Annotated in this window: 17 protein-coding genes; all 17 read right to left on the bottom strand. The window is 45.5% G+C overall.

What is annotated here, in order from left to right:
- Positions 1–74: 74 nt before the first annotated feature.
- On the bottom strand, positions 75–419 hold the full coding sequence (rplS, locus tag QNH36_RS08985; protein WP_041964491.1) for a 50S ribosomal protein L19: 345 nt from the start codon (positions 417–419) through the stop codon (positions 75–77).
- 130 nt (positions 420–549) lie between these two features.
- Positions 550–1,290, bottom strand: coding sequence for a tRNA (guanosine(37)-N1)-methyltransferase TrmD (gene trmD, locus QNH36_RS08980; RefSeq protein WP_144475003.1), 741 nt, complete (start codon positions 1,288–1,290; stop codon positions 550–552).
- Positions 1,290–1,808, bottom strand: a complete 519-nt coding sequence (gene rimM / locus QNH36_RS08975; RefSeq protein WP_144474852.1) for a ribosome maturation factor RimM — start codon at positions 1,806–1,808, stop codon at positions 1,290–1,292. The genes trmD and rimM overlap by 1 nt, the downstream gene beginning before the upstream one ends.
- A gap of 7 nt (positions 1,809–1,815) precedes the next feature.
- The gene (locus QNH36_RS08970; RefSeq protein WP_144474851.1) at positions 1,816–2,208 is read right to left on the bottom strand and encodes a YlqD family protein; all 393 of its coding nucleotides are present in this window, start codon (positions 2,206–2,208) and stop codon (positions 1,816–1,818) included.
- 354 nt (positions 2,209–2,562) lie between these two features.
- On the bottom strand, positions 2,563–2,793 hold the full coding sequence (locus QNH36_RS08965; protein ID WP_023614919.1) for a KH domain-containing protein: 231 nt from the start codon (positions 2,791–2,793) through the stop codon (positions 2,563–2,565).
- Between the two features lie 14 nt (positions 2,794–2,807).
- Entirely contained in the window at positions 2,808–3,080 is a 273-nt protein-coding gene (rpsP, locus tag QNH36_RS08960; protein WP_144474850.1) for a 30S ribosomal protein S16, read from the bottom strand.
- A gap of 109 nt (positions 3,081–3,189) precedes the next feature.
- Positions 3,190–4,542, bottom strand: a complete 1,353-nt coding sequence (ffh, locus tag QNH36_RS08955) for a signal recognition particle protein (RefSeq protein WP_283905058.1) — start codon at positions 4,540–4,542, stop codon at positions 3,190–3,192.
- A 13-nt stretch (positions 4,543–4,555) separates the two neighbouring features.
- The gene (locus QNH36_RS08950) at positions 4,556–4,885 is read right to left on the bottom strand and encodes a putative DNA-binding protein (RefSeq protein ID WP_144474848.1); all 330 of its coding nucleotides are present in this window, start codon (positions 4,883–4,885) and stop codon (positions 4,556–4,558) included.
- A 100-nt stretch (positions 4,886–4,985) separates the two neighbouring features.
- Complete coding sequence (ftsY, locus tag QNH36_RS08945) at positions 4,986–5,990, bottom strand: signal recognition particle-docking protein FtsY (RefSeq protein ID WP_144474847.1); 1,005 nt, start codon at positions 5,988–5,990, stop codon at positions 4,986–4,988.
- An 18-nt stretch (positions 5,991–6,008) separates the two neighbouring features.
- Positions 6,009–9,575 (bottom strand): chromosome segregation protein SMC, encoded by a 3,567-nt coding sequence (smc, locus tag QNH36_RS08940; RefSeq protein ID WP_283905057.1) that lies wholly within the window; start codon positions 9,573–9,575, stop codon positions 6,009–6,011.
- 188 nt (positions 9,576–9,763) lie between these two features.
- Complete coding sequence (gene rnc, locus QNH36_RS08935) at positions 9,764–10,531, bottom strand: ribonuclease III (RefSeq protein ID WP_144474845.1); 768 nt, start codon at positions 10,529–10,531, stop codon at positions 9,764–9,766.
- A 409-nt stretch (positions 10,532–10,940) separates the two neighbouring features.
- A complete protein-coding gene (locus QNH36_RS08930; protein WP_044394334.1) occupies positions 10,941–11,174 on the bottom strand; it encodes an acyl carrier protein in 234 nt (77 codons plus the stop codon).
- A 105-nt stretch (positions 11,175–11,279) separates the two neighbouring features.
- Entirely contained in the window at positions 11,280–12,023 is a 744-nt protein-coding gene (fabG, locus tag QNH36_RS08925; protein ID WP_144474844.1) for a 3-oxoacyl-[acyl-carrier-protein] reductase, read from the bottom strand.
- Entirely contained in the window at positions 12,020–12,967 is a 948-nt protein-coding gene (gene fabD / locus QNH36_RS08920) for an ACP S-malonyltransferase (protein ID WP_144474843.1), read from the bottom strand. Before fabD ends, fabG begins: the two co-directional genes overlap by 4 nt.
- Before the next feature lie 39 nt (positions 12,968–13,006).
- A complete protein-coding gene (gene plsX / locus QNH36_RS08915) occupies positions 13,007–14,005 on the bottom strand; it encodes a phosphate acyltransferase PlsX (protein WP_144474842.1) in 999 nt (332 codons plus the stop codon).
- Between the two features lie 13 nt (positions 14,006–14,018).
- The gene (gene fapR, locus QNH36_RS08910) at positions 14,019–14,588 is read right to left on the bottom strand and encodes a transcription factor FapR (RefSeq protein ID WP_144474841.1); all 570 of its coding nucleotides are present in this window, start codon (positions 14,586–14,588) and stop codon (positions 14,019–14,021) included.
- Positions 14,589–14,888: 300 nt separating this feature from the next.
- Positions 14,889–16,985, bottom strand: coding sequence for an ATP-dependent DNA helicase RecG (recG, locus tag QNH36_RS08905; RefSeq protein WP_144474840.1), 2,097 nt, complete (start codon positions 16,983–16,985; stop codon positions 14,889–14,891).
- Positions 16,986–17,230: the final 245 nt, after the last annotated feature.

Genomic DNA, 17,230 nt, shown 5'->3' with positions numbered 1-17,230 from the left:
AAATAAATTTTCAAACTGGCATTTTGTAATGAAAAAGGAGCTTGGCTAGGCAAGCTCCTTTTTGACATTCATTCTTATCGAATTTCTTTGATACGAGCTTTTTTACCACGCAGGTTACGCAGGTAGTAAAGTTTCGCACGGCGGACTTTACCGCGGCGGATAACTTCAAGCTTCGCAATTTTTGGTGTGTTAACAGGGAAAGTACGCTCAACGCCTACTCCGTAAGAAATCTTACGAACTGTAAAAGTTTCGCTGATTCCACCACCACGACGCTTAATCACTACACCTTCAAACAACTGGATACGTTCACGAGTTCCTTCGACAACCTTAACGTGTACACGTACTGTGTCACCAGGACGGAAAGATGGAAGATCAGTGCGAAGTTGTGCTTTTGTGATTTCTTCGATTAATTGTTGCATCGTTTTCATCTCCTCCCACGAATGCTCTTGCACACTTTCTTTGCAGCGGAACATTGTTATAAGCAGCAAAAAGCACGATTGCTTTTAGCCACAAGAAGTATCTTAACATAAACAGGGACTGACTGCAATATTATTCATTAAGTTTTATCAGTTCATCCAGCCATTTTTTTTGCTGATGTGTCAAGTCTGCTTCTTCAAGAAGATCAGGTCTCCGGCTCAGCGTCCTTCTCAGGCTTTCCTTCATCCTCCACTCTTCAATCAGCTTATGATTGCCTGAAACAAGGACATCCGGAACCTTCATCCCACGGAAGTCGGCCGGTCTGGTATAGTGTGGGTGCTCGAGCAGGCCTGTGCTGAAAGAATCCTGGATATGGGACTCTTCACTGCCCAGTACACCCGGAAGCAGTCGTACAACGCTGTCGATCACGACCATTGCCCCGAGCTCGCCGCCTGTGAGGACATAATCGCCGATCGAAATTTCATCGGTGATGACATGCTCACGGATGCGTTCGTCATAACCTTCATAATGTCCGCAGATGAATATTAAATGTTCTTCCTTCGCCAGTTCTTCAGCTTTCTTCTGTGTGTACCTTTCCCCCTGGGGACACATCAGGATCACTCTTGGCGAAGTGCTTTTTGCCTGTTCTTTCAAATCAGATACCGCATCGAAAATTGGCTGTGGCTTTAACACCATGCCAGCACCGCCGCCATATGGATAATCATCGACTGTCTGATGTTTGTTATCAGCAAAGTCCCGGAAATTGACGACATTGTACTGTGCAGCTCCTTTTTCAGAAGCCTTTTTCAAGATCGAATGGCCAAATACGCCCTCGAACATTTCTGGAAAAATAGAAAGGACATCGATATTCATCATGAGAGAAGCCCTTCCATAGGCTCAATCACAATCATCTTTTCCTTGACGTCAACTTTTTTCACAATGTCCTCAATATACGGAATCAGGATTTCCTTGCCTTTCTCTCCCTTTACCACCCATACATCATTGGCACCTGGTGTAAGGATTTCAATTACCTTGCCAAGTTCTTCACCATCGACGGTCATCATTGTGCAGCCGATAATATCCTGGAAATAGAACTCGCCTTCCTCCAATTCGCCGCGCTGTGTCTCAGGAACCTTGAGGATACCGCCCCTCATCCTTTCAACCTGATTGACATTATCGAAACCTTCAAATGTCAGCAGATTGAAATTCTTATGAGTCCTGTGGCTTTTTACGACCAATTCCTCGGGATCCTTTGAACCAGGCATGAATAAAAATAGTGTGTTGCCTATTTTATAACGCTCTTCTGGAAAGTCAGTCCTCGAGATCACCCTTACCTCGCCCCGGATTCCATGAGTGTTGACAATCTTTCCGACATTAAAAAATTTCTCCATTATTCGATCACCTCTCGCGTATTTCGGTCACGATGCCATCTTTTACAATTATCGTCTTACCTGAAAGAAACTCATCCCACTGGTCGCCTATATTCACATCAACAATCCCTTGAAGCTCTGTTTCTTTAATTTCACTCCCAAGCGGAAGAATATGTAGTTGTTCTATTTGAAAATCCAGGAGCTTGATTTTTTCTTTATGGACTTTTATTTCTTGTTCAAAATGCTTTTTCAATGTTTCAGGTGAAAACTTTTTAGACTTTTCTAGCTTCTTCAGTTCAAATCTCAGTTGATCGCATTCTTTCTGCAGCTGAAGCTTTCTGGAGTGGTATTTTTGGTGGATTTTTCCCTTGCTTTCTTCCGTAAGTACCTGTTTGACAATGATCGTTTGCAGTACCTTCAAAGCATTCCCTCCTTAAAGCCCACCTGTTAACAGCATTTCTCCAACTACTGGTCACAGATCACCTTAATCCTTGTGGTCACTATTATATCAAGTATTTATTATACCGTAATTTTTACAAATTTAGAAAAGCGTAAGCGCCTTGGTCAGCCGCGACAAGCGTTGGAGGGCCGACCGTTGAAGTCGTTCTTTGACTTCAATGGGCGGACCGAAACGTCTCGAGGGGCTAGGCGCTGGAGCTGGACAATTCTCGAAGTTAATTTTACACATTTTTAATCTACAAAAAAAAGGAGGGTTACCCCTCCCTTTTAGAACAATCATATAGAGTTATCTACCTTCTGCTTGCGCAGCTGATTGTTATTCGACGATTTCCAAGAAAATCTTCTTTTGCTGTGATGATCCTGCTGCATAGACTACTGTTCGAATCGCCTTTGCAACGCGGCCCTGCTTTCCAATTACTTTGCCCATATCACTTTTGTTGACGGAAAGCTTATAGGTTACGCGCTGATCCTCTTCATGTTCATTCACATGAACATCTTCCGGAAAATCAACAAGGGGTTTCACGATCGTCTCAATTAATTCTTTCATGGGCGTGTCCACAATTACTTGCTAAGCTTTGCGTTGTGGAATTTTTCCATGATACCTTGCTTAGAGAACAAGTTACGCACTGTATCAGATGGTTTAGCTCCGTCGTTCAACCACTTAAGAACCAACTCTTCGTTAAGTTCAACCACTGCTGGTTGAGCAACTGGGTTGTAAGTTCCTACAGACTCGATGAAACGGCCGTCACGTGGTGAACGGGAATCAGCTACTACAATACGATAGAAAGGAGATTTTTTAGCTCCCATACGTTTTAAACGAATTTTTACTGCCATTTTAAATAAGCACCTCCGAATAGTTTCACACAAGATAGAATAATACCAAATAGAAAACAGCTTGTAAAGGGTTTTTTCTTTACAGACTGAAAATACCTGATTTTACAAGTTAAAAAGGGTTGAACGGAAGCTTGAATCCGCCTTTTTTCTTGCCTTTTTGCTGCATGTTCGTCATCTGTTTCATCATCTTTTTCATGTCTTCGAATTGCTTGAGCAGGCGGTTGACTTCCTGGATGGAGGTCCCGCTTCCTTTCGCGATCCTTTTGCGCCTGTTGGCATTGATGATTTCAGGATGAGTTTTTTCATTAGCCGTCATCGATTGGATGATTGCCTCAACATGCGAGATTTGTTTCTCGTCGATTTGAAGATTGTTCATGCCCTTGATTTTATTTGCACCAGGCATCATTTTCAGGATTTCATCCAGCGGCCCCATCTTCCTTACCTGGCCAAGCTGATCCAGGAAGTCATCAAGGGTAAATGATGCTGTACGCATTTTTTTCTCGAGCTCTTTCGCTTTTTCTTCATCGACGTTAGCCTGGGCCTTCTCGATCAGAGTAAGGACATCACCCATGCCAAGGATTCTGGATGCCATCCTTTCAGGGTGGAATGCTTCCAGTGCATCAAGTTTTTCACCAAGACCAACAAATTTGATTGGCGTATTGGTCACGGCACGGATTGAAAGTGCTGCACCACCACGAGTATCGCCGTCAAGCTTCGTCAGGACGACACCAGTCAAGCCAAGCTGCTCATTGAAACTCTGGGCAACATTGACGGCATCCTGCCCTGTCATCGCATCGACAACAAGGAAAATTTCGTCCGGCTTGGACAGCTCCTTGATCTGCTTAAGCTCATCCATCAGGTTTTCATCCACATGAAGACGGCCCGCAGTATCGATGAGGACATAATCATTGTGGTCTTCCTTCGCCTTGGCAATTGCCTGTTTAGCAATTTCAACCGGACTGACCTGGTCTCCCAGTGAGAATACCGGCATACTCAATTGTTTGCCGAGTGTCTCAAGCTGCTTGATGGCAGCCGGGCGGTAGATATCCGCCGCTACAAGCAAAGGCTTGCGGTTATATTTCTTGCGAAGGAGATTTGCCAGCTTTCCGGTTGTAGTCGTTTTACCTGCACCTTGAAGCCCGACCATCATGATGACGGTCGGCGGGCGATTGGATGCAGCAATCTTGCTTTGTTCCCCGCCCATCAACTCGGTTAGTTCTTCTTTAACAACCTTAATGACCTGCTGGCCTGGTGTCAGGCTTTTTACAACCTCCTGGCCAACGGCCCTTTCAGTGACCTTCTTAACGAAGTCTTTTACAACTTTAAAGTTAACGTCGGCTTCAAGAAGCGCCAGACGGACCTCTCGCATCATTTCTTTTACATCCGCTTCTGAAACCTTGCCTTTTCCGCGGATCTTTTGCATTGTATTTTGCAGTCGGTCGGCCAATCCTTCAAATGCCATATCATGTGCCTCCCTAGTCTAATTTCTCAAGCTCGGCTATCATTTCAGCTAGATCACCGCTGTTCTCGCCATCCCCCATTAGCTGTTTCATTTTTGAAATCAGCTCATTTCGCTTCTGGAATTTTTCGAACAACAATAACTTCTCTTCGTACTCCTCGAGCATCGCTTCAGTACGTTTGATGTTGTCGTATACTGCCTGCCGGCTAACATCATACTCTTCAGCAATTTCCCCAAGAGAGTAATCATCAAGATAATATAGAGCCATATAACTGCTTTGTTTTGGAGTCAGCAATGCCTGATAAAAATCATACAAATAATTCATTCGGTTCGTTTTCTCAAGCATTTCAATTCCCCCATGTTAAGTGAAATACCTTTACATAAAGAGTTTACACACGTTCATCTTTCCTGTCAAGATAAGTTCTTTACAGCAATTTGCCTGTAAATCAAGATTCATCCGCTATTTCCTCTTCTTCGACGAGGTCAGCAAACAGACCATATACATATCTTTCAGGATCGAATTCCTGAAGGTCATCCATCTTTTCTCCAAGACCGACAAATTTCACCGGGATATTCAGTTCATTGCGAATAGCCAGGACGATACCACCCTTGGCAGTACCGTCAAGCTTGGTAAGAACGATACCGCTGACATCTGTCGCTTCCTTGAACGTCTTGGCCTGGATCAGGGCATTCTGCCCGGTAGTGGCATCCAGCACAAGCAATACCTCATGAGGAGCGCCCGGCACTTCTCGTTCGATGACACGCTTCACCTTTTCAAGCTCTTTCATGAGATTGACCTTGTTTTGAAGACGCCCTGCAGTATCACAAATCAGGATATCTGCTTTACGGGATTTCGCAGACTGGACAGCATCATACATGACAGCCGCAGGGTCGGAACCTTCTGCCTGCTTGATGACATCCACCCCGACACGCTCTCCCCAGACCTCAAGCTGCTCGATTGCTCCTGCACGGAATGTATCCCCTGCAGCAAGCAGGACATTCTTTCCTTCATTCTTGAATTTATGGGCCAGCTTGCCGATGGTCGTGGTTTTGCCGACTCCATTGACTCCTACGAACAAGATGACAGTCAATCCATCCTCCTGGATGTTCAGGTCGAACGATTCGTCTTCAGATCCGTTTTCATAAATTTCAACAAGTTTCTCGGAAATGACAGCCTGGACTTCTTTCGTGTCCTGGATGTTGCGTCGCTTCACTTCTTTCTTCAGTTCCTCGACTAATTCCATCACCGTTTCGAATCCAACATCCGCCTGGATGAGGATTTCTTCAAGTTCCTCAAAAAAATCCTCATCGACTTTACGATAACGGGATACCAGGTCATTCACTTTATTGGAAAAATTATCTCTCGTTTTCGTCAAGCCATCTCTGAATTTCTCTGTGACACCCTCAGTCTGTGTCGTAAATTTTTCTTTTAATTTCTTGAAAAAACTCACGGTCCATCGCCTCTCTCATTACATTTTCACAAGTTCTTTTGAGTCCTCCAGCCGGACGGATACAAGCTTGGATACGCCCGATTCCTGCATCGTTACACCATACAAGACATCTGCTTCCTCCATTGTACCTTTTCGGTGGGTGATGACAATAAATTGCGTTTCTTCACGGTATTTTTTCAAGTATTGGGCGAAACGGTATACATTGGCTTCATCCAACGCCGCTTCCACTTCATCAAGAATACAGAATGGGACTGGACGTACCTTCAGGATGGAGAATAATAGTGCGATCGCCGTCAATGCACGTTCACCGCCAGACAGGAGCCCAAGATTCTGAAGCTTTTTCCCGGGTGGCTGTGCAACAATTTCGACCCCGGTGTTTAACAGGTCCTCAGGCTGGGTCAGCCGCAAGTCTGCTCTTCCGCCGCCGAACAACGCCTGGAACACGGGTTCGAAGTGGGAGCGGATGCCGGTGAAAGTCTGCTCAAAACGCTTCTTCATTTCCTGATCCATTTCCTCGATGACAAGGAAAAGAGTGTCCTTTGCTTCCTGGAGGTCATTCTTTTGTTCCAGCAGGAATTCATAACGCTCAGATACTCGCTCATATTCCTCTATTGCCCCGAGATTGACGCTTCCCAGTTCTTCAATCGCCAGCTTGATAAGCTTCACTTTCCGTCTTGCTTCATCAGCCGGGATTGTCAGCGGATACTGCTCTTTAGCCGCCTCATAGGAAAGCAGGTACTCTTCGCGAAGATGGGCCAGTTTATTGTCCAGTTCCACATCCAGCCTGTTCAGTTTCACTTCCTCATCCCTGAGCACTTCATTAATACCTTTTTGCAGCCTTCTTAGTTCCTTAGACTCCAATTCCTGGTCCTCAAGTCTGTTCTGAAGCTCGAGTCTTTCATGTCTTCTGGATGCAATCAGCTTCAGTGTTTCATTTTTATCCTGAAGCTTGCGCTTTGCTGCTTCCTCCAGCTGAGTTTCTCCAGAGGAACTATCCGTCATCTCTGACGAAAGAAGAGACAGATCTTCTTTCAACACTGACAATTTCCCTGATTGTTCATCTGCCTGCAAGCTTGCTGAATCCAGTTTCTCCTTTGCATGCGAAAGCTGCTCTTTCTTAGCAGCCAGGCTGATCTTCAAATCACTGATTTCGGAAACAAGTGTATCCTTGGAGGTAGAATTCGAGTTTTTAAGCTCTGTCAGCCTTTCAATTTCTTTATCAAATTGAACGAGTGTCTGCTGATACTTTGCCAGCAGATCATCCAGTTCGGCCAACCTTGATTCAAGCTTTTCCTTGTCTGAATCAAGCTGGGTCTTTTCAGAATCATAGACCGACAAGCGTTCATTGATATTTTTCTGTTCCAGCTCGACTTCCCGGAGGTCGCCTTTCAGGGCCTGCTGCTTGAATCGAAGCTCTTCCCCAGTTTTCCTGAGTTTTTCAAGCCTCGCTTCACTTGATTGGGTGTCAGCCTTCAATGCCTTTACCCGCGATTCCAGCGTTCTGGTTTTCTCTTCCATGTCAGCGAGCTTGTTGGTCAAATCCTCCAGTTCACCTTTACGGCTTAAAAGAGACGATGACTTTTGCTTCACTGCACCGCCCGTCATCGAACCGCCCGGGTTGACTACATCGCCTTCAAGGGTCACGATTCTGCTGCGGTATTGCAGCATTTTCGCTATTTCATTGGCACCCTTCAGATCTCTGGCAATCACGACATTCCCGAGCAGGTTCTTCACGACTTCTGCATACTTCTGATCATATTGAATCAAATCAGCGGCCGTGCCGATATAGGCGCCATGGCCTGAAAGAAGCGATAGCTGCGAGCCTGCCAGATACTTGCCCTTGATGATGCTGAGAGGCAGGAAGGTTGCCCTGCCAAATGACTTTTGCTTTAGGTACTGGATCGCAGTCCGTGCATTTTCTTCCGTCTGGACGACAATATGCTGCATTGCACCGCCAAGGGCCGTTTCAATTGCCGTTTCATATTGCTTTGGCACATGAATCAGTTCGGCTATGGCGCCCTCTACCCCCTGAAGACGGGTATCCCTGGCTTTCAACACTTCTTTGACCCCCTGGAAGAAGCCTGAATAGTCTTCTTCCATTTCCTCCAGCATTTCTTTTTTCGATTTCGCCTGCTGCAGGAATTGATAGGCTTGATAAAGTGTTTTCTCCTGCTTCTCATAATTGCTTCTTAAAGATTCCAGCTTCCTCTGTTCTTCAAAATAGAGCTTTCCCTGCTCTTCCAATTCCAGCTGTGAGGAAGCAGCCCTCTTTTCGATTTCTGCTTTTTTCTCCTTGATTTCATCACGGATCGATACAAACCGATCATTGTCATGATCCAGTCTGGATCCCTTGGCTGAATGCTGCTGCAGCTGCTGCTCAATATAGATTTTTTCATTTTTGGCGCCGGCCTGTTCATTCAGCACCTCGATATAATCACTCTTAATTGAATCGATCTTGAGCTCGACATCTTCGCTATAGAGCGTCAATTGCTCCTGTTTCTCCTGAAGCTCTTTTTGCAGCGCAGCCGCCTCAGCTGCAAGCTCAGATACAGATTTCTCATATTCAGCCTTCTGTTCTTCCAATCTGGCAATGGAGAATGTCAGTTCCTCAATATTCTTTTCAAGCTGGCCTTTATTTTGTGAAGCATTCTTTTTACGTTCCTTGAGGACTTCCCTCCTGCCTTCCAGCTTTTCAAGCTCCTCGCTTGCATGCAGGAGGACATTCTGAAGGTCGCTGACCGATTCATCCAGTGCAGCTAACTGATCCCTCATTTTTTCAATTTCTGCCTCTTTTTTCTGGAGAATGGCAGACTGCTTGATTTCATCTTCTTTATGCTGTTCCAGCTGCCTTGAGAGCTGTTCCCAGCGGGCATGCAGATCCTCTATTTCATACGCTGTCAGCGCTACTTCAATCTGTTCCAGTTCTTCTTTTTGCTGAAGATAGTCCTTTGCAATCGATGCCTGGATCTTTAACGGCTCAACCTGGCCTTCAAGCTCATGGATAATGTCAGTTACACGGTTTAAGTTCTCTTGGGTTTCGAAAAGCTTGCTTTCTGCTTTTTTCTTCCGCGATTTATATTTTAGGACCCCAGCCGCTTCTTCAAAAATCGTCCTCCGTTCCTCAGGCTTGCTGTTGAGGATTTCTTCAACCCTTCCCTGGCTGATGATGGAGAATGCTTCTCGGCCAAGTCCGGAATCCATGAATAAATCGACAATATCCTTAAGTCTGCAATTCTGTTTATTGATTAAATATTCACTGTCACCTGAACGGTAAACACGCCTTGTTACACTCACTTCGTTGTAATCAAGCGGTAATGATTGATCTTCGTTATCAAGGGTTAATGTGACTTCTGCAAAATTCAGCGGTTTTCGTGAATCACTTCCGGCAAAAATGATATCTTCCATCTTTGCGCCCCGCAGCGACCGGGCTGATTGTTCCCCAAGGACCCAGCGAATGGAGTCGGTGATATTGCTCTTTCCGCTTCCATTCGGTCCTACGACAGCCGTCACGCCGGGAACGAATTCCACAGATATTCTCTCGGCAAACGATTTAAAGCCGACCACATCTAATCGTTTTAAAAACAATATGGCTCTCCCTTTCCTGTTTAACTTTTTCTAAGGTGTCATTAGACACATGCGACTCGAGCAGCTCCAAAAAGCTTTTCGCAAGTTCATCGAGAAAAGCCAATCCAGGGATGTAACGGCTAAGCGCTGGAACTGGCTTTTTTCATAGTGGAAATCATTTATGAATCTATAATGAACCTTGTTGTGTCCTATTTTTCGTCCTGTTCCGGGGCAGCCTCTATGTGGGCCTTCAGCTTTTCAAGAGCCATCTGGGCAGCATGCTGCTCCGCTTCCTTCTTGGAGCGGCCAGTACCAGCACCCAATTCTTGGCCATTAAGGTAGACATGGGATTCGAACTCCCTGCTGTGAGCTGGACCAATCTCCTTCATGATCTTGTATTCCAGCGAGCCTGCGGCATCGCGCTGGACGAGTTCCTGAAGCTGGCTCTTAAAATCCATCACATGAGAAAAAGCACCGGCATTGATTTTTGGAAAAACTATTTCTTCCAGAAATGTTGTGACTGTATCAATTCCTTTATCAAGGTACAAAGCGCCGATGAAGGCTTCGAAAACATCAGCCAGGAGCGCAGGCCTTGTCCTGCCGCCTGTCATCTCTTCACCTTTGCCCAGTAAAACGAGGTCGCCAAAGGCCAGCTCATTTGCAAAGGCCACTAGTGATGGTTCACAAACGACAGCCGCCCGAAGCTTTGTCAATTCACCTTCGCTCATCATCGGGTATTTTTTAAACAAAAATTGGGATACAGTCAGCTCCAACACAGCGTCCCCGAGAAATTCCAATCTCTCATTATCCTCATGGGGTTTCCTGCGATGCTCATTCACATAGGATGAATGGGTAAAAGCCTGTTTCAATAGCTTGTCACTTTCAAAATGAATTCCGATCCTATCCTGGAATTCTTTGAATTTCAGGTCCTTTGCGCGGATATTCTTCTTTTCTCTTTCTCTGCCATTATTGCGCATGATTAATTCCACCTTGCTCATAAATTAAAGCTGTTTTCGTAAAGATTGTTGTTAAAATCCTAAAGCCGATTTTAACGTGATAATAGCCATTTTGTATGTCGGTACTAAGTTTGCAAGCTCTTTTCTCAGCATAAGCGTTAATTGTATGAATAATCTAAGGTAATTCAACCCTATTATTTAGGCAATAGCAACAAAGATTGAGAAAAGAGCCTAAATTAAAGCTGATCTTCTATGAATTGCGGATTACACAATTCTATACAGACTACTAACAGTTTACAAAAAATGATGTCCATAAAGCAAAAAAACTTGGTTTGATTCCAGCAGATTCCTTGTTGAAGAAAGCCAAGAGCTTTATTTACAGAAGAAAGCCCCGTTTTTTAAAAACGGAGCTTCTCAGTAAATCGAACAATTACACTTGGCTATTTATGTAGTTCACAGCGTCACCAACTGTACCGATTTTCTCAGCGTCATCATCGGAAATTTCCATGTTGAATTCGTCTTCCAATTCCATAACCAATTCAACAACATCAAGGGAATCAGCACCTAGATCATCTTTAAAAGATGCTTCTAAAGTTACTTGAGATTCATCTACTCCCAAACGGTCAACAATAATTTTTGTTACGCGTTCTAAAACGTCTGCCATGCTCGTTCACCTCCCCTCAAGCCATTATAGATGATTTTATATAATTAATAAATGGCTGCAATCACTTTTTATTTTGTTCCGGCTCTTTTTCAGGTGTGCAGGATTCTACATTACCATGCCGCCATCGACGTGGAGGGTTTGGCCTGTCATATAGGCACCGTCTTCTGAGGCAAGGAAGATAACAGTCCGGGCGATATCCTTTGGCTCTCCGAAACGCGCCAATGGGATTTGCTTCAACATTTCTGACTTGACGTCTTCATTCAGTTTATCTGTCATGTCAGTCGTGATAAAGCCTGGGGCAATGGCATTGACAGTGATTCCTCTTGACGATAATTCCTTCGCAGTTGTTTTCGTCAGTCCGATCACTCCCGATTTTGCCGCAACGTAATTCGCCTGCCCAGGATTACCGCTGACACCGACAATCGATGAAATATTGATGATCCTGCCGCCTCTCTGCTTCATCATTTGCCTTGTGACGGCTTTCGTGCAAAGGAAGACACCTTTAAGGTTAATGTTGATGACATCATCCCACTCGGATTCTTTCATTCTCATCAACAGGTTATCTTTTGTAATACCCGCATTGTTGACAAGTATGTCGAGTTTCCCGAAATGTTCGATTGTTTCTTTTACCATCTCAGTGACTGAGTCGGAACTGGAAACATCTGCCTGGATCGCGAAAGCATCTCGGCCCATCGCTTTGATTCCATCGACCACTTCTAGTGCTTTCGCTTCGCTGCCGGCATAATTGACAGCAACTGAGGCTCCTTCCCGGGCAAGTTCAAAGGCGATTTCCCGGCCAATTCCACGTGATGCGCCAGTTACAAGCGCTACTTTACCTTCAAGTCTCATTCCTTCTCCTCCTTCAATGCAGCCACGGCCGCGGCACAAGTTTCCGCATCATAAATTGCGAATGTCCTAGCAGAGCGGTCCACTTTTTTTACTAGCCCGGACAACACCTTGCCAGGTCCAATTTCTACAAAAGTATCAACTCCGAGCTCAAGCATCTTTGACACGGAATCCTCCCACAGCACAGGAGAGTAAAGCTGCTCTACCAATCTCTTTTTAATTTCAGATGCTTCTGTCATCGGTTCAGCAGTCACATTGCCAATCACCGGGGTTGAGGCATCCTTTAGTGAAATATTATCCAGTACTGCTTCAAATCGTTCGGCTGCAGGCTTCATTAGCGAAGAATGGAATGGCCCGCTCACATCGAGTGGAATGACCCGTTTTGCTCCTGCTTCCTTTGCTTTGACAGACGCTTCTTCCACTCCAGATTTGGAACCTGAAATGACAATTTGCCCCGGGCAATTTAAATTGGCCAGCTGAACAGGATTACCACCCGCCGATACTGTCTCGGTCACATCCATAAGTTTATCGCGATCCATTCCAAGGACGGCTGCCATCGTGCCCTCTCCATTTGGCACCGCTTCTTCCATGAACTCACCACGCTGGCGGACTGCGTAAACAGCATCCTCAAAGGATAACGCCTCCGATGCTACAAGTGCAGAATATTCCCCTAGGCTATGCCCAGCGGTATAGTCCGGCTTGATTCCAAATTGGCTGAAATATTTCAGGATGGCAATGCTTGTTGTCAGGAGTGCAGGCTGAGCATTTGTTGTTAGAGTCAGCTTTTCCTGAGGGCCTTCAAAAATCAATTTGCTCAAAGACTCCCCAAGGACTTCATCCGCTTTATTAAATGTTTCGGAAACTGCTTGCTCGGACTCCGCAAGTGCCTGCCCCATGCCAACAGTCTGTGACCCCTGGCCCGGAAATAAAAACGCGATTTTCCCCATGAAAGATTCCCCTTTATCGTTTATTTTATCCAGTCGCTCCTACTGAATGACGCCTTCTCTTTTTTCAACAGCTGTCCTGATCGTGCCTGAAACATCTTTTTCAACCATTTCTCTGGCCTGCCGGATTGAGTTGAAAACGGCATTCGCATCCGATGATCCATGTGCCTTAATGACCGGGGCTTTCAATCCGAATAATCCGGCGCCACCGTATTCTGTGTAATCCATCTTATTTTTCAACTGAGCGAGGTCCGGCTTCAGGACTGCGGCAGCCATCTTACTTTTGAAGCTTGATGTCAGGGCCGATTTCAGCATTTTAAATACTGACATTGCCGTTCCTTCGATTGTCTTCAGCACCATATTGCCGGTGAATCCGTCCGCCACAACCACATCTGCTACACCATCCAGCAAGTCTCTCGCTTCAACATTGCCGATGAAATTGATATCTGTGTCCTTAAGTAATTCGAAGGTGCTCCTTACTAATTCATTTCCCTTCTTCTCTTCTGTGCCGATATTCAGCAATCCAACTCGCGGGCGTTCAATCCCTCTTGCTTTCTCACTGTAGATCGAGCCCATGATCGCATATTGGACAAGGTGCTCCGGCTTGGCGTCAGCATTTGCGCCAACATCCAGAAGCAGGAAGCCTTCTCCCCCGATCGTCGGAAGTGTAGGAGCAAGTGCGGGCCGTTCTATGCCATTGATCCGTCCGACCACAAACAATCCTGCAGCCATCAGAGCTCCAGTGTTTCCGGCTGAAATGCAAGCGTCAGCTTTTCCGTCTGCTACCTGCTGCGCCGCCAAAACCATGGACGCAGTCTTTTTACGGCGAACAGCCCTTACAGGTTCATCTGTTCCCAGGATGACCTCTTCAGTATGGAGAATTTCAATCCTATCTTCGGTCGTCAAATGCTCCCTGATTTTTTTCTCGTCACCTACAAGGAGGATATGTATGTCTTTGAAGTTCTCTACTGCCTTCATTGCTCCGAGGACGATTTCTTTTGGTGCATTGTCTCCGCCCATCGCATCTATTGCAAGCCTCATCGCTTTTCATCCCTTACTTCTCATTATTTGATCTGTACATTTCAAATTCGCCTTTGAAGACAAGTTCATTATTTACGTAACTCATCACTTCCACATTCGTCCGCCCATTATCACTATCGATTTTTGTGACCCTCGCTTTAGCGATGACCCGTTCACCTTCTTTTACCGATCTGGTAAACTGGATACTCGATTTTGCAGTCAGCGCCAGCTCATCATTGATCACAGCAACCGCCAATGAATTCGCCTGGGCAAACAAATGGTGTCCTCTGGCAATTTTATTTCGTTTAAAAACATGTTCTCTTTTTATATCAAGTATGGAAATTGCACTTTGATCAAGTTCAATATCGATGATTTCTCCAATTACTTCTTCCAGCGGCAATGAACGGACTTCGTCTTCAAAACGTTTTTCAGCAACGTTCTTGATTCTCTCCCTGAGTTCAGGTATAGACAATTCGAGTCTGTCCAGTCTGATCGTCTGGATGCTGACAGCAAATTTTTCGGCCAGCTCTTCATCTGTTATGAATGGGTTATCTTTTATCGTATCAGTCAGCAGTGACTGCCGATCTTTTTTATTGCGTTTCATCTAAAAACACCGCCCGAGCTATTAAGACTAGGTACTAATAGTAGTATATATATTATAAAAAAAGATTGCAAGAAGAAATATTTTTAGTAAAAAGACCCTGTTATACAAGACTGTGGATTTCCGTTCCAGGCGCTTCGCTTTCCGCGGGGATGGCGCTAAGCCCGCGGGTGTCTACGCGTATTCCACTACAATCAACAGGGTTTAAAAATCAACTTCAGCTTTAACAGAGCCATCAAAAAAGGAAGCAGATGACTGCTTCCGCTCTATCATTCTTCTAAAAATTAATAGATTGGGTTTGAATCAATCCAGTTTTTCATTTGCCAGTGCACCTGACTCCGCCAAATATTCTCTCAATGAACGATATTTTTCGCTTTGCCAGAAAGCTCCTGACTGCACCAGCAAGGACGCATCATTCCTCGCTGTTTCCAGTGCACGGTAGTCATGGACCATGTCCGCCACTTTGAATTCTGGCAGTCCGCTTTGTTTTTTTCCGAAGAAATCTCCAGGGCCGCGCAGCTCCAGATCCTTCTCACTAAGAACAAAGCCATCATTCGTTTCAGACATGATTTTCATGCGTTCTTTCCCGACTTCGCTTTTCGGATCGGCGAGCAAAATGCAATATGATTGGTCACTTCCACGGCCAACCCTTCCTCTAAGCTGATGAAGCTGTGACAGACCAAATCTTTCGGCATCATATATGAGCATCACTGTCGCGTTCGGGACATTCACCCCTACTTCAACGACGGTAGTGGAGACGAGCACTTGCACTTCATTTTCACTGAAGGACTTCATCACCTGGTCTTTTTCGTCGGAATGGAGTCGTCCATGCATCAGGCCAACCTGAAAACGGTCCTTAAAATAGAAACTCAGGGTGCTGTGGACATCGATCGCATTCTGGACATCAAGCTTATCTGACTCCTCGATCAATGGGCATATCACATATGCCTGCCTTCCTTTTGCCAGTTCCTTTTCCATGAAGGCGAGCACCCGCTCAAGCATCTCGTGCTTGGCCCAATACGTTTCGATCGTCTTGCGTCCAGCCGGCATTTCATCGATCACCGAGACATCCATTTCACCGAAGACCGTGATTGCCAATGTCCTCGGGATTGGTGTTGCGGTCATGAACAAGACATCGGGATTTTCACCTTTCTCCCTGAGAACCCGCCTTTGTTCAACCCCAAATCGATGTTGTTCATCTGTGATGACAAGACCGAGGCGTTGGAAGTCCACTTCATCCTGGATCAAGGCGTGCGTGCCAATCAATACATCAATATCACCCTGCTTCAGCTGCTCGAGCATCTCTCTTCGCCGTTTGCCTTTTACCGAGCTTGTCAGCAGAGCCGCTTTAACACCGAATGGCTCAAGCAGCTGTGTCAGGGACTGAGAGTGTTGTTCAGCCAGTATTTCTGTTGGGACCATCAATGCTCCTTGGTAGCCAGCTGTCTTAGCAGCATAAAGGGCAATCGCCGCGACCACCGTTTTACCTGAACCAACATCACCTTGAAGGAGGCGATTCATACGGTATGGAGATTTCATGTCACCGAGGATCTCATTGACTACTCGCTTTTGTGCGCCCGTTAACGGGAAAGGCAGTCCGCCGATAAATTGTTTCAGCTTGTCCAATTCATAGGAGAACGAAATTCCGGGACTCTGTTCCCGTTCCAGTTTCCGTAATGACTGCATTTTAAGCTGGAATAAAAGAAACTCCTCGTAAACAAATCTTCTTCTCGCCTGTTTCATTTCGTCAGAACCTGAAGGCAGGTGCATGATTCTTAAGGCATCCCTGCGGTTCAGCAGCTTATATTTTTGCAAAAGCTCTGCCGGCAATATTTCGTCTATTTCATGCCCGAACTGAGAAAAAGCCTGCTTGATCAGCCTTCTGATCGTTTTTACGGTCATTTTTCCTTTCACTGCGTAAACCGGTTCAAAATCCTGGCTTTGAGCATGCTCTCCCAATGACATTTGACTGGCTGTGATCGTCTGTCTATGCTGATCCCATTTCCCCGTGACTGTAATCGTCTCTCCGACGGTTATTTTTTGTTTTAAATAAGGCTGGTTAAAGAAAGTTGCAATGATTAAGTAACGGCCCACGAGCAGCCTGACGGTAAGCCGATTCTTTTTGCGGCCGTAATAGACAAGTGCAGGCTCACTGTGCACCTTGCCCTCCACCGTGACTCTTTCGTCATGCTTAACTTCTGCCAGATCCTTAAGCCGATAATCTTCGTAACGATATGGGAAGTATTCGAGCAGATCACCGACAGTCCTGATGTGCATATCCGCCAGAGTCTCCGCCATTTCATTGCCGATTCCTTTTATTGCTGTTACTGGTTGCTTTAGTTGTTCATTCACATTATTCAAGCGGTGTGCCGAAACTCTTGGCCTCCAGCTCCCGGCCAATCGGTGCTGCCGCTCCCCCTCCTTACGCTGTTTCTGGAGTATTGATGTTATTTGTTTTACGTGGAATCAGACATGACCATGCAAAATAGTCTGCTTTTCCCCCTGTTGTCCACCCACTGCGTATCCGAATCTACAGCTGTTCTTACGTTTACCTTTTCACATATGAATGCGGAAACAATCCTTTTATATACAAAACGAAATAGAAGGGGATTCCCCTTCTATTTCTTAGTATCATATTACAATTT

The sequence above is a fragment of the Mesobacillus sp. AQ2 genome, assembly GCF_030122805.1.
Lineage (GTDB): Bacteria > Bacillota > Bacilli > Bacillales > Cytobacillaceae > Mesobacillus > Mesobacillus oceanisediminis_A.
The sequence above is the reverse complement of the archived record's forward strand: the minus strand, read 5'-3'. Positions and strand labels throughout refer to the sequence as shown.